The sequence below is a fragment of the Stieleria sedimenti genome (assembly GCF_025060895.1).
Lineage (GTDB): Bacteria > Planctomycetota > Planctomycetia > Pirellulales > Pirellulaceae > Stieleria > Stieleria sedimenti.
Window position 1 is genome coordinate 1 of record NZ_JANZKV010000155.1, and the last position, 19,351, is coordinate 19,351.

The 19,351-nt window shown below is 59.7% G+C and carries 10 protein-coding genes; 4 read left to right on the forward strand and 6 right to left on the reverse strand.

The genetic code is table 11. From position 1 onward, the window contains the following. The first annotated feature begins 171 nt into the window (after nucleotides 1-171). Together NZK35_RS19985 and NZK35_RS19990 are read left to right on the forward strand one after the other, a co-directional pair. Nucleotides 172-1,977, forward strand: a complete 1,806-nt coding sequence (locus NZK35_RS19985; protein ID WP_259634291.1) for an SLC13 family permease — start codon at nucleotides 172-174, stop codon at nucleotides 1,975-1,977. A 418-nt stretch (nucleotides 1,978-2,395) separates the two neighbouring features. After that, on the forward strand, nucleotides 2,396-4,552 hold the full coding sequence (locus NZK35_RS19990; protein WP_259634292.1) for a DUF5722 domain-containing protein: 2,157 nt from the start codon (nucleotides 2,396-2,398) through the stop codon (nucleotides 4,550-4,552). 304 nt (nucleotides 4,553-4,856) lie between these two features. Here NZK35_RS19990 and NZK35_RS19995 read toward each other — a convergent pair whose 3' ends face one another. From NZK35_RS19995 to NZK35_RS20010, 4 genes are all read right to left on the reverse strand, one after another. Further along, nucleotides 4,857-5,711, reverse strand: coding sequence for an endonuclease/exonuclease/phosphatase family protein (locus NZK35_RS19995; RefSeq protein WP_259634293.1), 855 nt, complete (start codon nucleotides 5,709-5,711; stop codon nucleotides 4,857-4,859). Between the two features lie 6 nt (nucleotides 5,712-5,717). Then, complete coding sequence (locus NZK35_RS20000; protein WP_259634294.1) at nucleotides 5,718-6,575, reverse strand: hypothetical protein; 858 nt, start codon at nucleotides 6,573-6,575, stop codon at nucleotides 5,718-5,720. Nucleotides 6,576-6,643: 68 nt separating this feature from the next. Next, nucleotides 6,644-8,092: a DUF1501 domain-containing protein gene (locus tag NZK35_RS20005; RefSeq protein WP_259634295.1), complete on the reverse strand. Its 1,449-nt coding sequence runs from the start codon at nucleotides 8,090-8,092 to the stop codon at nucleotides 6,644-6,646. A gap of 252 nt (nucleotides 8,093-8,344) precedes the next feature. After that, on the reverse strand, nucleotides 8,345-11,317 hold the full coding sequence (locus NZK35_RS20010) for a PSD1 and planctomycete cytochrome C domain-containing protein (protein ID WP_259634296.1): 2,973 nt from the start codon (nucleotides 11,315-11,317) through the stop codon (nucleotides 8,345-8,347). A 320-nt stretch (nucleotides 11,318-11,637) separates the two neighbouring features. On the opposite strand from NZK35_RS20010, the gene NZK35_RS20015 reads away from it, so the two are divergent. Further along, the gene (locus tag NZK35_RS20015) at nucleotides 11,638-12,849 is read left to right on the forward strand and encodes an MDR family MFS transporter (RefSeq protein ID WP_259634297.1); all 1,212 of its coding nucleotides are present in this window, start codon (nucleotides 11,638-11,640) and stop codon (nucleotides 12,847-12,849) included. Between the two features lie 66 nt (nucleotides 12,850-12,915). On the opposite strand, the gene NZK35_RS20020 is transcribed toward NZK35_RS20015, so the two are convergent. Beyond that, nucleotides 12,916-13,524, reverse strand: coding sequence for an RNA polymerase sigma factor (locus NZK35_RS20020; RefSeq protein ID WP_259634298.1), 609 nt, complete (start codon nucleotides 13,522-13,524; stop codon nucleotides 12,916-12,918). Nucleotides 13,525-13,631: 107 nt separating this feature from the next. On the opposite strand from NZK35_RS20020, the gene NZK35_RS20025 reads away from it, so the two are divergent. After that, nucleotides 13,632-16,778: a protein kinase domain-containing protein gene (locus NZK35_RS20025; RefSeq protein ID WP_259634299.1), complete on the forward strand. Its 3,147-nt coding sequence runs from the start codon at nucleotides 13,632-13,634 to the stop codon at nucleotides 16,776-16,778. A gap of 8 nt (nucleotides 16,779-16,786) precedes the next feature. Here the strand turns inward: NZK35_RS20025 and NZK35_RS20030 are convergent, their stop codons facing one another. Beyond that, the gene (locus NZK35_RS20030) at nucleotides 16,787-19,246 is read right to left on the reverse strand and encodes a CehA/McbA family metallohydrolase (RefSeq protein ID WP_259634300.1); all 2,460 of its coding nucleotides are present in this window, start codon (nucleotides 19,244-19,246) and stop codon (nucleotides 16,787-16,789) included. Nucleotides 19,247-19,351 lie beyond the last annotated feature (105 nt).

The window sequence follows — 19,351 nt, forward strand, 5'->3', positions numbered from 1 at the left end:
CCTGCACACCAACACTTATGACCGTGCCATTCGTACCTGCCCTCTTTTTCACTCGCCACTGGTGGCCGCGAATCGGAACCCCATCTGAACATCGGGCGTCGGAGTGACTATCGTTTCAGTTCTCCGCGTGTTCCCTCTCCCCGTCGTTCCACCCCAATCGTCTGCCGGTCCATGATCTGGGAAGCCTGGTTATCGCTCGCCGTTTCGCTCGGACTGCTGGCCAGTTTGGCAACCCGGATCGCATCGACCGACCTGTTGGCGATGGTGTTCTTGGCCGTCTTGGTGGTTGTCCAAGATTTGACCGGGACGCCCAACTTGCCCAGTCCTGCCGAAGCGGTGCTGGGGTTTGGCAATCAGGGGCTGTTGACGATCGCGCTGTTGTTCGCCGTGGTCGCAGGCTTGGAGATGACCGGGGGCACAAAATTGGCGACCGGCTGGTTCCTCGATCGCGCGAAGACCTTTCGCGATGCGCAGTTGCGGATTCTGCTGCCCGTGGCGATCTGCAGCGGATTCCTGAACAACACACCGGTCGTCGCGGCGCTGATGCCGATCGTCGATGACGTCTGCAAACGGCTGGGGGCCAGTGCCAGTCGGTTGCTGTTGCCGCTCTCCTACGCCGCGATCCTGGGCGGGATGTGCACCGTGATGGGGACCAGCACGAATCTGATCGTGCGTGAGGAATTCGAAGCCAAGCACGATGGCGAGATCAGCTTCTTTGCCCCGGCCGTGGTCGGTGTTCCCGCCGCGATTCTAGGCGTCGGCTACATGATCCTGTTTTCGACCAAGTTGATTCCCGCGCGGAAAGCCGCGGTCAGCGCCAGCGACGATCCCAAACAATACACCGTCGAAATGCAGGTTGATCCCCACGGCCCGTTGGTCGGGAAATCGATCCAGGATGCGGGCCTGCGAAGTCTGCCGGGGCTGTACATCGCCGAGATCCAGCGCGGCGACTCGGTCATCCCGGCCAAGCCGATCGAAAAACTGCAAGCCGACGACGCGTTGATCTTGGTCGGCGCGTTGGAGTCAGTCGTCGACTTACGAAAGATTCGTGGTCTGCTGACCCCCGACGACCAGGGTCGCAAATTGGAAGTCCCCGCCTGGCGTCGGACGTTGATCGAAGCGGTCGTCAGCCCACGCTGCTCGCTGTTGGGCAAAACGATTCGCGAAGGGCGTTTTCGCAGCAATTACAACGCAGCGGTGGTCGCGGTCGCGCGCGGTGATCGTCGGCTGAAAGGCAAAATCGGCGACGTCGAATTGGAAACCGGTGACGTGCTGTTGCTCGAAGCCTCGCCGTCGTTTCTGCACCGTGCCAAGGAACTACGCGATTTTTATCTGGTCAGCCGCGTCGGCTCGGATGTCGTCCGACGCCACGATCGGGCCTGGTACGCGATCATCATCATGGTGTCCATGGTGTTGATCGCGGCGCTGAAGATCGCATCGATCTTGACCGCCGCGATGGCCGCGGCGCTGGCGATGATCCTGTTCCGTTGCTGCACCGCAAGCGAAGCGAGACGCTCGGTCGATTGGAGCATTCTGATTGTGATCGGTGCGACCATCGGGATCGGCGCGTCACTGGAGACCAGCGGTGCGGCACAGGCGATCGCGCAGGAGATGATCAACCTGGCCGGCGGCAACCCGCGGCTGAGCTTGGCCTTGGTGTACCTGGTCACGATGCTGTGCACCGAATTGATCACCAACACCGCCGCGGGGTTGATCATGTTGACAATTGCCATCGGGGCGGCCGGGACGCTGGGGGTCAGCGAAGTGCCGTTTGTGATCGCCGTGATGGTCGCGGCCTCGGCAAGTTTTCTGACCCCGTTCGGTTATCAAACCAATTTGATGGTCTACACCGTCGGAGGTTATCGCGCTGCGGATTACTTGCGTTTCGGCTTGCCCTTGTCACTGATCGTGTTTGCCGTCTCGATGGTCGTCATCCCCATCGCGTTCCCGTTCGTGGTGCCACCGGCGGTGCCCTAACGCTTTAACGTGCAACGTCTCGTCGTTACGTCGTTCCTCGCTACGCTCGACTCTCCCAGGGGGCATTCGTGTCGACTCAACTTCAGTCACCCTCCCTGGCAGGGAGGGTCGAGCGCAGCGAGGGGAGGGTCGATTGGTTGTGACGGAGTGATTTCCAGCCGCAAAGAACCCTCCCCGGCCGCTCGTACCTCGCGTCCGACCCTCCCTAAAAGGGAGGGTGACTTCAAGTCTTGCGACTTGTGTAACGACCAATGCCCTCGCAGCGGTGGGAGGCTGTACGGCGACTGACGCGCTGGTGCGTCGTGTTGGTATATTCCGTTCCGTGGACCGCATCGTGGCAGTGCCCGTTCCGTTGCAGTCCCGCTTTGCTGCATCTTGGTCTCACCCCACCGATCGATCCCTCCAGCCAGTGGTTTCCATGTTTCGTAGTTTCATCTTGACGTCGTGTCTGCTGATCAGCCCTTGGGTTGAACTCCAATGCCTCGCCAACGAAGGGGGCCAAGTCGCTGAAAGTTCGACGACAGTTCGCGCCACGCATCATTTGGATTGGTCCGGCGCCGGCGACCAGGCCAACCAACTCCGTGTGTCCCAGCATGACGGCGTGGTGTCATTTTTAACTCTGGGAAACGATCCGTTCTTTCGCTTTGAGTTGCCCCGGCTGCCGGCGACCGAGCGAGATTGGATGCTTGAACTGGACTACTTCTGCCCCGACGGGATCCGGGGAATCGAGTGGCGAAGCGGTCGCGGGATTCATCGGCCCGCCGCCACCTCGCTGCCTTCAATGCCCAACGCCGAGGGCTGGACGAAGTACGCGTTCTCGCTCAACGAACTGGCGCCCGGTGTGATCGACAGCGATACCGCAGTTCCGGTCCGCATCGATTTGGGCAGTCGATCGGGGATTCAGTTGCAAGTGCGCGGCGTCGTCGTTCGACCGATGAATGATGCGGAACTTCGGCAACGCGAGGAAGCCGCCGAACGGAAGTTGCAGAAAACCGCATTGGCCCATCGGATCAACGATTATCGGCTGCGTCGCTGGCCGGCGAAGATTGATTCGATCGACTTTGACGGCGAGCGGATTCAGGTGGCGGGAACACTTTCGCCATCCACGGTGGTTCGCTCGGCGTTCTTGATCGCGCGGCATCCCGATTCTGTTTCCGCCGATCCGCCGACGACCGGGGAGTTGTCGCAACGCTGGCCGGTCACCATCGATCAGGAGGGCCGGCGATTGACGGCGCGGATTGATTCACCGGTCGGCGCGTCCTGGTTGGACGCCGGGGTTCGGTTTCAGCTGTTTCAGCAAACCGACGATGCCGCGACGTCGACGCGACCGACGCCGATTTCTGCAGCCCGTTATCGGGACTTGAATCCTGACGCCGACGTCCCGCCAGCGAAGACACTTTCGGCCGCCAAGGGTCTGACGTGTATCACCTCACGTTTCTCGCCGGATCAACTACGCGCCCTCGGGATCCAGCACGCCTCGGTCAACATCGTCGTCAGCGGATTGGTCAGCGAAACGGCGCGTCCCGGATGGGAACCGTTCGAAATCAACGGGCGGACTTGGTGGAGCAACCAGCCGCGACTGCGGCAACAAGACCGTGACATTCGAACCGCGACCGACGCCGGCGCCGTCGTCGCGGGCATATTGCTGATCCCGACCTCGTCACGCGGACGGTCCCCGATCGCCCACCCCGAATCAACGGACGCGGGCACCTACGCGATGCCGAACTTGACCGATCGGCAAGCCGTCGCGCGCTACTGTGCCGCACTGCACGTGCTCGGCCAGCGTTACAGCGGAAACGATTCGGCACACGGCCGGGTGGATCACTGGATTGTGCACAACGAAGTCGATTACGGGTGGCAGTGGACCAACATGGGTGAGCAACCCATTGAGGTCTTTCTGGATCACTACGTCCGGTCGATGCGGTTGGTCGATGCGGTGACCCGGTCATTCAATCCCCACGCACGCGCGTTCATCTCTTTGACCCATCGCTGGAATACGACCGACAACCAACACTGGAGAACCTACGCGCCAAAAGAGTTGCTGGAACGATTGATCCATGACAGCCGACTCGAAGGCGATTTTCCCTGGGGTGTCGCCTATCATCCATATCCGCAAAGTCTTTGGAAAGCCGACTTCTGGAACGACACACAGGTGTCCGACGATCTTGAGACCCGATTGATCACGATCAAGAACTTGCAGGTTCTCGATCGTTTCATGCACCTACCATCGAGTCGAACCGTCGACGGTCGGCTTCGTCCGGTGATCTGTAGCGAGCAGGGATTTCACGCCGACGAGGATGATCCAAAACAGCTCCGCACCCAGGCCGCCGCGTTGCTGCTGACTTGGAAGAAACTCCGCCAATGTCCGTCCATCATCGCCTTTGATTACCACCGGCCCAGTGACCATCCCAATGAAGGAGGGCTGCGATTGGGGCTGCGCGGTTTGCCGAGTCAAACGAACCCGCTGGGCGCCGAAAAACCCGCCTGGGACGTTTTCTCAGCCATCGGAACCGACCGCGAGGCGGAGATGATCCGCCGCTACCAGTCGGAATGGGAAGGGGACGTGGGGGAGTGAGAGTTGGTGTGCAGGCTTCAGCCGCCCCGTCTTGCTGCTTCGCAGCGGGTGCTACCCCGATAGGGCTACACTCCAGCCATCATACCGGGCTATCCATCGAAAATAATACCCGCGGATAGCAGCGCGAACCCACGGATGACAGGGTGCAAAGAATCCGTGGGTTCGCGCTGCCATCGGTGGGCTGGTAATCGTTTCATTGTTCCGCAAGTTGCAGCCTAAACTTTTCCGCGGCACCCTCAATCTAAAAGTTGCCGGAGCACTAAATCCGTCAACTCAAACACTTAGCGTCATGCAGACTGGGATTCTACATCGCCACCGAAACCACCACCTGCACCGGTAGGTGATCACTGGCGAAACGCCCCTGGTCGGTCTTGGGGTTGTCAACGGCTAACCGCAGTACATCGACTGAGCGGACGAAGACGTGATCGATGATGCGATCGGGCGCGATCTTGCTGAAGCCGTTCCAGGTGCTGGTCGGTCCGGTCGGCTTGGACTTGCTGGCCTCTCGCGCATCGGTCAACGCCGAAGCGATGGCGTTGTACGGCTCCGAATCGATGAGGCAATTGAAGTCGCCCATCAGTAGGATCGGCAAATCTTGGGGCAACTTGCCCAGACGCTCGGCCAACAGTTTCCCACTTTCGGCCCGCGCTTTCGCGCCCCGATGATCGAAGTGAGTGTTTGCAACATACAACTCGGCGCCGTTTCGTCGGTCGCGAAAATGAATCCAGGTGCATGTCCGGGGCAATGCCGCGTCCCAGCCTTTGACACCGACCGATTCGGGAGTCTCGCTCAGCCAAAACGTTCCTTTGTCGAGCACCTCGAACTTGTCTTGACGATAAAAGATCGGCGCGTGCTCCCCGCCGCTTTTCCCATCGTCGCGACCGACGCCGTAGGAATCAAAGCCTGGCAGCCCCGCTCGCAATTGGGCGAACTGGGGTTCGGTGACTTCTTGCAGGCCGATGATGTCGTTGCGACTGCAATACTCAATCACGGACTCCTGGCGATTGGGCCAGACGTCTTTTCCGTCACCCGGGTTGGCGAAGCGGATGTTGTAGGTTGCGACTTTCAACGAGTCGGTTTGCCCATCGGCAGGAGCTTGGGCGATCGACAAAGACGTGGTCGATGTAAGAAGCGATAGAAACAACAGTGATCGAAACATAGAACGCTACGGGGACTCGGGGAACTCAGCTCGGAATCGCCGGATCAACGCTTGGGCATCCGCCGGCACGACGTACAGCTTACCTCGGATGTGTTTTGTCTGCCCCGGCGCCAAACCGCCGATACGAAAATCATTATGCATGCACGTGATCACGCCTTGAAAGATCTCCTGGAAGGGGTGCCAGGCGACCGCCAAAATCATTTTCTCGTCGGCGGAGTAGCATCCGGTCAAGCCGCTGGAGGGAACGACATCACTGAGCGGACGCGGATTGACGTCGTCGCGGTCGACGTGGTCGGGGGCGTAGACTTGGCCGGGGACGTAGCGAGCCTCCAACGCCCATGGCGATGTCGGAAGTCGGATCAGTTTTCCGTCCACCATCAGAAAACACTTTTTGATGTAGGGCGGATAGACGGCACGGGCGTTGGCAGGATCCGCGCCGGTGAAACGGTCCACCCGCATGCAGGGCTGCGCCCAATGGGCCTCGGACGCCTTGTCGGTCGGGTTGGTCGCCGTCAACTCAAACGTCACTTCGTCTTCGCCGGCGAGGATTACATGATCGACGATCACACCGTCGACCAGTGTGTCACGAATTTCGATTCGTTTGCGATCCGGCGTTGCCTTGACTAACTCACTGGTGTGCTTGATCACCGTTTCACTCCAGTCTCGATCGGTCGATCCGGGACGGCAATAGGCTTCCAGATAGTGTGTGCGAATGAAGTCGCCGGGGAGGTTTGGACCGTGGACGTCCAGGTAGCGGCCATCCCATTGGATCGTCAGCCCGGTCGCGGGGAGCTCAGCCCGGATCGTCAAGGTGTGGGGTGTGATGAGAAACGACACAAGTGCGGCAAGAAGAATCCGTAGCATCGTGAATTGCCTGGGGTATGGAGTGAACGCGATTGCATCGATGATCCTGGAATGACAAATCTGGAAGCCTAGCCCAAGATTGGTTCGACGATTTCTCCGTGCACGTCGGTCAAACGAAAACGACGGCCTTGATAGCGATAGGTCAGCCGTTCGTGGTCGATGCCCAACAAATGCAGAATCGTGGCTTGAAAATCATGCACGCTGACCCCATCGGCGGCCACGCGGAATCCGAATTCGTCGGACTCCCCATACGTGACGCCGGGCTTGATCCCGCCGCCGGCCATCCACAGCGTGAACACATAGGGATGATGGTCGCGGCCCCAACGTTCGGTGTCTTCGATTTTTCCTTGCAAGAACGGAGTGCGGCCGAATTCGCCGCCCCAAATCACCAGCGTGTCGTCCAGCAACCCACGCTGTTCCAAGTCTTTGACGAGCGCTGCCGAAGGAGCGTCGGTGTCACGACATTGGATTTCCAATTGGCTATTCAGGTTTCGATGCTGGTCCCAGCCGGCATGCATCAATTGGATGAAGCGGGTGCCGCGTTCGGCCAGTCGACGCGCGATCAAGCAGTTGTAGGCAAACGAGCCCTTGCGTGTGACGTCGGGGCCGTACATCGCGAGCGTCGACTCGGATTCCGTCGACAGATCGGTCAACTCCGGTACCGAGGCTTGCATCCGATAGGCCATTTCATACTGTTTGATCCGCGTCGCGATTTCCGGGTCGCCGACCACATCGAGTTGTCCTTGATTGAGCACGGCGAGATCGTCCAACATGCCCCGGCGACGATCACGATTCATCCCCGGCGGATCCGACAGATACAGCACCGGATCGCCGCTGCCACGAAATTTGACGCCTTGATGCACCGTCGGCAGAAAACCGCTGCCCCAGTAATAGTCGTAAAAGATCTGTCCACACGACGCTTCCTTGTCGCGTGAGGTCATGGCGACAAACGCAGGCAGTTCTTCGGTTTCGCTGCCCAGACCGTAGCTGAGCCAAGCTCCCATGCTCGGCCGGCCGGGGCGTTCATCGCCGGTCAAAAAATAGGTGATCGCCGGTGCGTGATTGACCTGCGTCGTGTGCATCGATTTGATGAAACACAACTTGTCAGCAATCTTTGCCGTTTCGGGAAGAAAACTGGAAACCGTCGCGCCGCTTTGCCCGTGACGGGCGAACGTCGTGATCTCTTTCAGACAGGGACGCGCGGTTTGGCCGCCGGTCATCGTGCTGAATCGGGCACCGCCGACGACCGAATCGGGGATCTGTTGGCCGTGCAGCTTGGTCAACATCGGTTTGTGATCAAACAGATCGACGTGCGACGGCGCACCGTTCTGGAGCAAATAAATCACCCGCTTTGCCTTGGCCGGATAGTGCGGCAACGTCGGCAATCCGCCCGCACCACTGGCGGCGCGGTTCCCCAATAACGTCGCCAAGGCCGCCAGCCCGACGCCGGTCCCGGCCGAACCGAAAAACTGGCGACGCGTCTGATGAATCGGATGTAGATCAATTAAAGAGGTCATCAACAATGCTTTTTGGCGACGAGTGAGATGAATGGCACGGGCATACGTGNNAGATGAGGGCCCGTAGGCTCGCGCCAAACGGCTGATATTCGTTTGACATCAGCCGGTTCGCGCCAGCGTCCGGGCCCCCTCATTCATGTTAACTTAGCGGTATTGGGCTTTAGCCGCCCGGTGTCGCTGCTCCGCAGCGAGAGGAATCGCCTCAAGGCTAAACACCAACGGTAGCTTCATCCCGTGCCATTGGCGACGACATTACTGTTTCGACAACGTTTCATCCAGGTTCAACAGGATGGAACAGACGACGGTGTAGGCGGCATGCTCGGCGGGGTCGAGTTGTGGATCACGCGGCGACTGTCCCACCGACAGCAACTGCAACGCGTCTTCGGGGTTGGATGCAAAATCGCCGCGCAGTTGTTCGACGCGGTTTTTCAAAACCGTCAATTCCCGGTCCTTGGGTTTGCGCGCCGTGGCCAATCGAAACGCGTAACCCAAGCGTGCTGTTTGTGACTCTTTTTCCTGAAGCACTCGCTGGGCCATCATCCGGGCCGATTCGACAAACGTGGTCTCATTGAGTGTCGTCAGCGCGTGCAGCGGCGTATTGGTCCGGGTCGGTTTGACTTCACACGTTTGTCGTTTGGCTCCGTCAAAAAACATGGTCGGCCCGACGATTCGGCGCCAAAAGATGTACAGGCTGCGGCGGTAAAGTTTTTCGCCGGAGTCGGGGGTGTAGCGGATCTTTCCGAACGTGGCTTCCGCCCAAATCCCCTCGGGTTGATACGGCTTGACCGCGGGCCCGCCCAGTTCGGGGCTCAACAGGCCGCTGACCGACAACGCTTGATCGCGGAGCATCCAGGAGGGAAGTCGGTAGCGCGGCGCCCTGGCAAACCACTTGTTTTGTGGGTCGGACTGAAGCGAGGCCTGGCTGAGCTTTGATGATTGTCGATAGGTCGCACTCATCACAATCAGCTTGTGCAGTTGTTTGACGTTCCACCCGCTTCGGACAAAGTGGGTGGCCAGCCAGTCCAGCAGGTCGGGATGGGTCGGGCGATCGCCTTGCAAACCAAAATCTTCCGTGGATTCGACGATGCCGCGTCCGAAGAACGTTTGCCAATAACGATTCACGGTCACACGGGCGGTCAGCGGATTGGCCGGGGACACCAGCCAGCGGGCGAGCGTCAAACGGTTGCGTGGGGCGTCGCCCGGCAGGGGCGGAAGCGCCGCCGGCGTGCCGGGTTGCACGGCCACGTCGGTCGGCTTGTCGTAGCCCCCGCGTTCCAAGATCAGCGTCTGGCGACGCCGATCACTCGGCAAGTCATCCATCACCATCACCGTGACCGCTTGCTTCTCCAATGCGGCAAGTTGTTTGTTCAGCTGATCACGCCGGGGCGCAAGGGTCTTCCATTGGGGCCAGTGATTGGACCGGAAGTGTTCTCGCAAGACGTTGCGCTGATCCGGCGTTTGTTTCTGTGGCTCTGTCTTGACCGCGGCGACCACTTCGGTCGGCAATCCGAAAACCGATTCGTTGGTCTTGTTGAAATAAAAACCGCCGATCCCTCCGGTGTTGACGATCTTGATCAGCAATTCGTTCTCGCCGGGCTCCAATTCAATCTGCAACCGCTCTTGATCGGCGGCGGCCGCCCTGGCGGTAAACTTCGCCAGCACTTCTTTGCCGCCGAAGAAGACTTTGATGGCGTCGTCGCTGCCGAGAGACAATTGGATCGTGCGTTTGGAGGATGATTCGATCTTGCGATAGAAATACGTCGCGCCGACGGTGTCCGGCAAGGGCTGCACGACGCCGTCTTTGATGTCATCACGCTTTGTCCAGGTGAGCTCGCCGACGGTTGAGGCAAGCTCGACACCGGATTCGGGGCCGAGATCCTGGTCAAAGGCCCGGCGGCCGTCGGCGGGGATCGGTCCCAATTGCCACCAGGGTCCCAGTTCGGCCGAACCGCTGTCGGACGCCAGCTTGGCACGCAACTCGATTTCCCATGCGGCTTGATCGTTGTCCAAGTCGGGGCGCGGTGCCGACAGTTCCGCTTCAATCGATCGCAGTTCCGCCGCGACGTCCTCTCGCCGCCGACGTTGATCCTCGTCCAGGTAGTTCAACACCGGCGCCGTCTTGCCGCGGCCGCTGCGTCCCGTTTCCGAGGTGTTGTCGAAGAACGCATAGAATTGAAAGTATTCCTTCAGCGAGATCGGATCGAATTTGTGGTCGTGACAACGACAGCACGTCATCGTCAAACCCAGCCACACGGTGCCGGTCGTTTCCGCTCGATCGAAGACGTTTTCGACACGCGTCTCTTCGGCGATCCGTCCGCCTTCTCCGTTGAACATGTGATTGCGATTGAAACCCGTCGCCAAAATCTGTTCGGGCGTCGGGTCGTCCAGCAGATCGCCGGCGAGCATTTCGATCGTGAACTGGTCGAAGGGCATGTTGGCGTTGAGCGCATCGACCAACCAGTCACGCCACGGCCACATGGTCCGTGTCGGGTCGCCTTGAAAGCCGTCGGTGTCGGCGTAGCGGGCGGCGTCGAGCCACTCCCACGCCATCCGCTCGCCGTAGCGTGGCGAGGCCAACAGTCGATCGACCAACCGTTCGTACGCGTCATCGGATTGGTCGGCCAAAAACGCGTCGACTTCTTGCGGAGTCGGCGGTAACCCGGTCAAGTCCAAGGTGACGCGGCGAATCAATGTTTCGCGATCCGCTTCCGCTTGCGGCGAGAGTCCCGCCAAGATTGCGCGGGCTCGGATGAACCGATCGATTTCATTCCGTGACCACGACGACGGGTCATCCGGAACATCGGGCATCTGGGGAGGGACAAACGACCAATGTTCCGACCAAGTGGCACCCGATTCGACCCACGCTTGCAAGATCTTTTTTTCCCGCTCGGTCAAGGTGAGCTTCGAATCCGGCGGAGGCATGACTTCGTCGGGATCACTCGACAGCACTCTCCTCAGCCCTTCACTGTTCTCCGGGTCGTGGGGGACAAACGCGGCGTACCCCCCCAGATCAGCCCGCGCCCCCTCGACGGTGTCCAACCGCAAGTCCGCTTCACGGGTCGCTTCGTCGGGACCGTGGCACTGGAAACATTTGTCCGAAAGGATCGGGCGGACTTGGGAATCAAAGTCGACATCGGCAGCAGCGACGTGATCAACAGTGACGTCAACAACACTGCTCAGCTGGGTGAGGAAGGTGACCAGAATGGTGCAGAACAGGCGATACATGAAAGAGCGGTGGGCGTTCCGGGCGTAGGGCTACGCCGTGAACGATTTGTTAGCGGCAGGGCGCGAGCCCTCCGGTGTTTTGGCAAAGTTGCGCAAGCCGGAGGGCTCGCGCCCTGCCGCTACAACCTCGTCAAACACAGGAAATAAATCGTTCCGGGCGTAGGGCGTGGGGAGGAAAGATTCTATTGTAGCTTAGCGGACAACCGGATGTTCAGCGAATCGATTCAACGGCGAAACGCGAACCTCGGTTCGTCGTCCGATGTCCTGGAGGGATCAATTCTGTTTCGAGCCGGATGGACCTGGTGACCAGGCCGTGACGTATGTTCCGTGATTACCTCCAATTACCGCTGCCAGTGCGGATCCTGTGCTTGGGATCGCTGATCAACCGCGCCGGTTCGTTCGTGTTGGTGTTTCTGTCGATCTACGCGAGCGAACAACTCGGGTTCGGCGTGCCGTTTGCCACCGCGTGTATCGGCGTGCTGGGCTTGGGCTCAATGGCCGGTTCGTTGCTCGGTGGGCATTTGGCTGACAAAGTTGGACGGCGCGGCGTGATGTTGCTGGCATTGTTCGGCGGGGCGGCCATCTTGTTGTTTCTGTCGACGGTGACCCACCGTTGGTTGTTCATGCTATCGGTCGGGGTGTTTGCCTTGGTGGCCGACCTGTATCGGCCGGCCGCGGCGGCGATGATCGGTGATTTGGTTTCGATCGATCGTCGACCGCATGCGTTTGCGTTGATGTACATCTCGATCAATCTGGGTTTCGCCATCGCACCGCCGATCGGCGGGCTGCTGGCCGGCTACTCGTTCGAGTGGCTGTTTTGGATCGATGCCGCTTCGATGATCATGTACGGGGGGATCATTGCGCTGACGATCGAAGAAACGCATCCTCGTCGAGTGTCTGTCGAAGCGGAACCTTCGCGGTCGCCGCGAGCATCTTGGATCGTGTCAGTCAGAACGATCGGATTGGATCTTCCGTTCCTGTCGTTTTGTATCTCGACCTTGTTGATTGCGTTGGTGTTTGTGCAAGGCTTGTCCACGTTGCCGATCTACATTCGGCAATTGGGTTACAGCAACCTGCAATTCGGATTGCTGATGTCCGTCAACGGGTTGTTGATCGTGGTCCTTCAGTTGCCGCTGACGCATTGGTTGTCACGTTTCAACGCGATGACGATCGTGTTGATCGGCGGCGTGTTGATCTCGATCGGGTTCGGGCTGACGGCCACCGGCAGCGGTCTGGTCTTTGTCGCGGTGTGCATCGCGATTTGGACGTTGGGGGAGATTCTTCAGGCCCCGTTCAATCAGGCGATCGTCACCGACATGGCGCCGGACGAATTGCGTGGCAGCTATCTGGGAATTTTTACGATGTGCTACGCATCCGCGTTAACGATCGGTGCTCCGATCGGTGGAGCGGTGTTGTACCGATTCGGGCCCACGACACTGTGGACCGGCACGTTTGTCGTCGCGATGATGGCGGTGGCGGTGTACGGCTTGATCTACGCATCGGTGACGCGTCGTGTGACGAGAGTGGGATAGGCATCTTGCCTGTCAGGTGCGGATTGACAGGCTGGAAGCCTATCCCACTGTTGGCAAGCTGGAAGCTTACCCCACTTGGCCGAGGTGTTGGCGGAGCCGCCGGAGGATGCGGCTGCGTGTTTGCCGAACCGTCGCCGCAGTGATGTCGAACTCTTCGGCGACGGTTGCCGACGGGATCTCGTCGATGACCGCACGCTCGAAGATTCGCCACGTTTTGTCTGCGAATTCGTGGCGGATCTGTTTTAATCCCCTGGCGAGTAGTTCGTCGAGTTGATCGTCACCGGTCGGCTCTTCGTCGGGGATGGTAACCGGATCGGGAATGTCGCTGAGTGTTCGAAACGCCGTGCTTCCCCCATCGGCTCGGACGTGTCTCGCGTCGGCTCGGTGACGGTCCTTTGCCTTGTTGGACGTGATCGTCCACAACCACCCCCGGAATGAACCGCTGGTGTGCTTCGTTTCGAATTTTCCGATCGATCGCGCCACCGCGGCGAAAACCTCTTGAGTGCAATCGGCGGCGGCATGGGGATCCAACCCACAGCGACCGCACCAATGTGCGATCAAGGGGCCGTACAGATCCACCAGTTCGCTCCAGGCCAACGGGTCACGCTCCCGGGCGCGACCGAGCAGGCTGGTTCGTGTAGCGTGTGAATCGGCGTTTTGAGAAACCACTGTCACACCCGGATCGTTCTAGGAAATAGCGGACCAATTGCGTGCATCAGTCTAAATGATGTTAGCATCGAATTGTCACACACTCCACCAACGGCTGTCACCCCATCATGATCATGGCCAAGACCGACGCTTGTTTGAAAGCCAGTACGCTGCGTGATTACCTGGGCGGCTCCGTGGACGAACACCAGTCCGCCGCGATCGAATCGCATCTGGCGGTCTGTCAATCGTGCGAAGAAACGCTCGCATCGCTGGAGGGTGAAGGCGACACGATGGTGCGACGGCTTCGCGCCGGATCGGGGGCAACCGCCGAATCGACTCCGCTGGATCCCGTCGTGCAGAATGCCTTGGAGTCGTCGCGGATGCTCATCGGCGAAGACCAATCCAGCCACTTCAATCCCGCTAACGCAATGCTGGAACCGGGCAAGCGGATCGGGCCCTACGAGTTGCTGCGGCCGATCGGCCGAGGCGGCATGGGGACCGTCTACCTGGCACGTCATCGAGACCTCGGAAAACAGGTGGCGATCAAGGTGCTGCCGGCCGCGCCCAGCGGTAACGACCAACGATTGGAGCGTTTCTTGCGTGAGATCCGCGCGGCCGGAAGTTTGGAACACGCCTCGATCGTCAACGCGACTGATGCGGGGCAGCACGACGGCGTTCACTACTTGGCGATGGAATACATCGACGGATTGGATCTCAGCCAGATCGCCCGTGCGGTGAAACTCTCGGTCGCCGACGCGTGTGAGGTTGTGCGTCAGGCCGCGCTCGGATTGGCATACGCCCACGCCGAAGGCATCGTGCACCGAGACATCAAACCCTCGAATCTGATGTTGCGCCGCGATGGAGAGGTGAAGATTCTGGACTTCGGGCTCGCACAGATGAGCCGCTGGGACGGCGAGTTGGCCGAATTGACGACGGTCGGTCAGCTGATGGGAACGCTGGATTACATGTCACCCGAACAAGCCGAGCAGCCGACCGCGGTCGACTATCGGGCCGATCTGTATTCACTCGGTGCGACGTTGTTCCGTCTGCTGGTCGGCCGTGCCCCGCTGGCAGCCGCCCCCGATCTGTCGCCTTTGGCAAAACTGCGATTGCTGGCCAACCATCGGCCGCCCCGGCTCGATACGTTGCGTGATGATTTGCCGCCCGAGCTAGTCGAATTGACCGCCAGTCTGTTGTCCGCCGCCGACCAGCGGCCGGCCAGTGCGTCGCACGTGGCCGAGGCGTTGTCGCAGTTTTGCATCGGATACGATCTGGCCGCGTTGGTCCACGACGCATCGAACGAAATGCCGCGTGACTCGATTCCCGAGCCTCCAACCGGCCCCGCGACACGGACGTTGTCCGCGGCTGGTCGACAACCCCCACCGCGTCGTCGCTGGTGGATCGCCGTCGCTGCGCTGCCGCTGCTCTTCATGGCGGGGATTGCGATCATCCTCAAGACCAACGAGGGGCAACTGGTGATCGAATCGGAAGTCGACGATGTCTCGGTCCGTCTGATCCAAGACGGCCAGCCGGCCACGCAACTCAACGTCGAACCCGGCGTCAATACGACGCGTTTGCGATCAGGTTCTTACCAGGTAGTCTTGGGTGCGGGCAGCGATCAAGTGACGATCGACAAGGGAACGATTGTGATTCGACGCGGCGAGACCTCGATCGCACGGATCCGCCAAACGAAGGATTCACAATCACTGGCGGTCGCCGCACAACCTGGCCCGAGTGATTTCATCGCCGCGTTCAAGGACCGCTCGCCGATCCCCGCAGCGGACCAACCGTTGCGGCCGGGGCAACGATTGAAACTGACGTCGTCGGCCGCCAAAGAGCTTGAAATGGAGTTGACGGTGATGGCCGATGCGACGATCAAGCCGCCCTTGCTGGGGGTCGTCTCGGTGCGCAACCAAACGCTCCAACAGGTCGAAATGAAACTCAACCAGGCGTACAAGAAATGGTACGCCGAACCCGCGGTCGAGCTGTTCATGCATTTCGATGCGCCTCGAACGGGCAGCCCCATTGGCTTGCCCGGACCGCCCCACCTTCCGCTCGGAACACCGGCCGGAGCAATCACTCTTCACGGCGCCGAAAAAGTCCCCGTCTATGAAGGTCAAACGCTGCAGCAATGGTTGAACGTTATCGAGACCGAACGCGAGGCGGCTCGGGTGAAAGCGGCCATGCAAGCCGTGTCGGCCTTGGCGACACCCGCCGATGCCACAGCCGTGATCGACATCCTGATCTCCAATCATGAACGAATTTCCAAGATCGATGTCGCCCGCGTCTTAGGGATCGTGATCGCCGAGGACCAATTGGCGAGGTTCCTGATCGAACAGCTTAATAGTGGCGATCCGCAGTGGGCTGCAAAAATGATCGATGCCAGTCGGATCGCAAGCGACGATCTCAAAACACACGAAGCGATTTGTCGCTGGATTCTGCAGAGTGTGCTGGTCCCCGACGGCAGGCTTCCACTGGTCAACGAGGCACGTGATTACTGCCTGGCGATCGGCTCGAATCCCGACTACGACGAAACGTTGCGGAAACAACTGCGTGACCGTCTTCGCGAAGTGTCGCTCTCGGATGCCCCCCTGATCTCGCCGATGTTTTGGTTGGGCAATTGGGGCTGGGAAACGGACGGCGGTTGGACCGGCGAATTAATCTTCGACGTGTGCAAACGATTGATTGACGATGAGGAAACAGAGCCGGTCGAGTTGTCCGCGGCACTTGCGGTCCTGCGGCTGAAACAGGACAAACATCTAGAATTCGCGTCGCGCGTCAGTGGTGATGAATCATTGGCCGCGGCAATCGTCAAACGGTTTGAAGCGTCCAACCGCTTGCAGTGGAGCAATGCGTATCCGCCGCTCGGCCAGCCTTACTTCAACGGGCACGTGCCCGGTCAATTCGCGGTGCGGAATCACCCTGAAAGCTGGGTGAAGTTAATCAGTGTCAGCTCACCGCGTGATTGTCGGCACACCGATCCGATCGTGGAATTAATGCGGTTGGTGCGGCCATTGCGATTGGCCAAAACACTCACGCCGCAGTTGGAACGACTGCAGAAAGAAACGGCCAGCGGCTACAACACGGTGCAACAACTCTTCAAACAGAGCGACCTGAGCGCCGTTTCGGTCGACTGGGAATCGATGACGCCCGCACAAGTCCGTTGGAAGCGGAGCAAAGCGGATTCCAACGAACTCACGACGGATGACCTGCCAACTCGCCAAGACTGGTTCGATGCGTATGTCCACATCCACGCCAGCGATTTGCTCGGTCAGCAGTAGTGCATGCCTTACCATGCCGTTTCGGCAGCGATTTTTCGGTAGGTTTCGATCGCCCGGTCGTACGTCTCTCTCGCTTCGGGGCGTTCGTCTTCGGCGATGAATCGCTCGCGGTTTTTCCACAACAAGTGAATCGTCTCCTCGCACCAGCGGGCACTGGCGCGGGACGCCCGAATCGGCTTTTGATCGACGATCACGTTGACGGGGTTGGTGTGCAGTTGGGGGAATTGGCGCAGCGCCACCCAGCTGCTCTGCGTGATCGGGACGCCAAACTTCAAGTCGTGAATCTGGCCGTCGGCGGGAATCTCACGTGAATCGACCACGTTGCCGTTGACGATGACTTCCACCGTTCGGTTCCCGCCGCGCTGGATTCCGGAATCACGCGGCGCGTGCAACAGTCGAGTGTCACCGACGACCCGGCGCCCGCCCGACGGCATGATTCCGCCGTACGCGACCGCATTGGGCTGTTCGGCCGCGAACGCGACTTTGGCTTCGATCGACACCGACGCGGGGGCATCCAGTGAAACATCGTCGTTGCCGGGTGTCTGGCCATTGACCGAGAAGTTCAACGCGTGGGCGAACCCATCGGACACATAAGACTGGCCTCGCCGCAACCCTTCGCACCAGTTGTCAAAGTTAAAGTTCTGGGGATCGCCCAGTTGAACATACACCCGCCCTTGGCCGACTCGTCGGCTGCTCATGCAGGGGAAATCGGTTTCGCCACTCAGTTTTAACGGGAACCCGCAATTGAGCAGGTGATACCAGGTGTTCCATTCCGGAATGCGTTCGGTGTCCATCGCGCTGATGAAATCGCAAACGCCCTCGGCCGTGCTGACGCAGATTTCCATCGCGCCGGCGCCGTTCATTTCCGGAACGCACCAATTGGGGATCTCATCAGCCGCGGCGTTAATCGTTTGGGAGAGCTCGCTCAAGTCCAGCTTTCCATTGCCGTCGATGTCCGTCTTCGCAAACGGTTTGGGCAGCAGCGTGTTTGACGTTTCCGAATGGCTCAGGAACTGGTCCTGGTCACGATCGTAGCGCCGGATCATCCGCTGTGCCGCGGCGCCGGGGTTGACGTGCATCGCCGAGTGCGGGTAGCCGGTCACGCCGCCTTGCTGTTTGGCCCAACGCATGACGGGAACCGTCCACGTCGGCCAGCCCCTGTCCTTGGTGCCATCGGATCCGGGATAGGTTTGGTCATTTAACCGCAACAGACAAACGTGTCCGAGCGCCGCCGATCCAAAGCCGCTGATTTCTAAGTCGTACTTCAGGATCGTCGTCGGCTCGCTGATCGTGTCGGCGATCGGCGAAAAATAGCGGCGCTGGTATTCGAAGCATGGTCCCCAGGTGAGCACGCAACCGACGTTCAACCCCTCGCCCTTGACCTGGGCAAACATGTCGCGGGGCGTGACGCCTTGCGTCGGGTTGTCGTAGTGCGAACAACCGGCGCCATGGATGTGATGGTCGCCGCAATAAAATCCAAACTCCATCGGGTTGACCCAACGCTGAAGTCGAAGTGACAGTTCATCGCCCGTTAGATCCTGTCGCGCAACGGTTGTCGTGATGTTCTTGTACTCGGGACCTCGGTTGTAAGTCACTTCCAGCTCAACGTCGGGCAACAAAACCGTGCCGCCGTCGGCGCGATAGATCTGGGGTTGAAAGAAAAAATCCGGTGCCAGCCGTTTCATTTGCGGCGGATACACATGGCCCAATTTGTCGCGAAACGTCAATCGTGCGGTGGTCGGCGTGCCGTCAAAATCCCTGATCCGCAGCTTGATCGGCCTGGCCGGCTGGACGTCAAACAAGACGGGCAACTCGCCGCGGAATCCGATGTCCTGGGTTCCGGCACCGACGTCAAAGCCGATCGTGGCTTCGCGCTTACCGCTTTCGCTGCAATAGATCATCGCCAACGCGTATTCCACTTCCAGACCGCTCAACTGCGGAGACATCGGTTGGGCATGGAACATTTCAAGTTCCAGGAAACGATCGGAGGCGCGATCGATGTTCTCGTTCTCTTTGAGTTCGGTTTGCGCCTGACGCTTTAAAATCGCCTCCGCCGCGCCGGCATAGACGGGACCGGCTTGCGGGCTCATGATGCGCAGCGAACGAGTCACGGTGCTGTTGTTGAGCACCTTGACGAGGTGACAGGTGAAACCGGATTGTTGCAGTCGAGCCGGCGCCGGCCCACGCGCGACTTTGACTCGCACTTCCGGATTCAACGAAACCACGAACAGCACGTGGTCATCGAGAATCTCCTGCAACGCTTCCGCATCGCGCTGTCTCGCGGCCGCGCGAAGCGAACGCGCGATGTCGTCGTCGAGGGGCTGCCCCAGATACTCCAGTGCCTCGATCACTCGGGTGATGTTGGCGCCCAGGGGCTGCCCATCGACCGGCACTCGGGGAACCGATTCGGCGGCGAATGCACTGGCCGCAAGCAGCGTCAGGCAGATCGTTGATATGATTGCTTTCATGGTGGTTCAACGTTAGTTATGCAATGAGCTTGTGCCTGGCCGTTGGCGAGGACATAGGTGTTGGTGTTTAGCCTTTAGGCGATTTTCGGTCGCTGCTACGCAGCG